At 69.0% G+C, this 229-nt stretch carries 1 protein-coding gene; it reads left to right on the forward strand.

Annotated features, from left to right (window positions below; genetic code table 11):
* Positions 1–229, forward strand: a 229-nt coding sequence (mreC, locus tag ACLJNW_RS29190; RefSeq protein ID WP_410962166.1) for a rod shape-determining protein MreC, incomplete at both ends; no start/stop codon positions are given.

The raw sequence follows: 229 nt of genomic DNA on the forward strand, positions 1-229 counted from the left end.
GGCCTGCGCGCCATCGCCGTCGGCACCGGCAATCCCGAGCGCCTGGAATTGCGCTACGTCGCCGACACCGCCGACATCAAGGAAGGCGACCTACTGGTCAGCTCCGGCCTGGGGCAACGCTTCCCCGCCGGCTATCCGGTGGCCACGGTCAAGGAAGTGATCCACGATTCCGGCCAGCCGTTCGCCGTGGTGCGCGCGGTGCCGACCGCGAAGATGAACCGTAGCCGCT

Origin of the sequence: Salmonella sp. SAL4457, assembly GCF_046548235.1 — a bacterium.
Classification (GTDB): domain Bacteria; phylum Pseudomonadota; class Gammaproteobacteria; order Enterobacterales; family Enterobacteriaceae; genus Salmonella; species Salmonella enterica.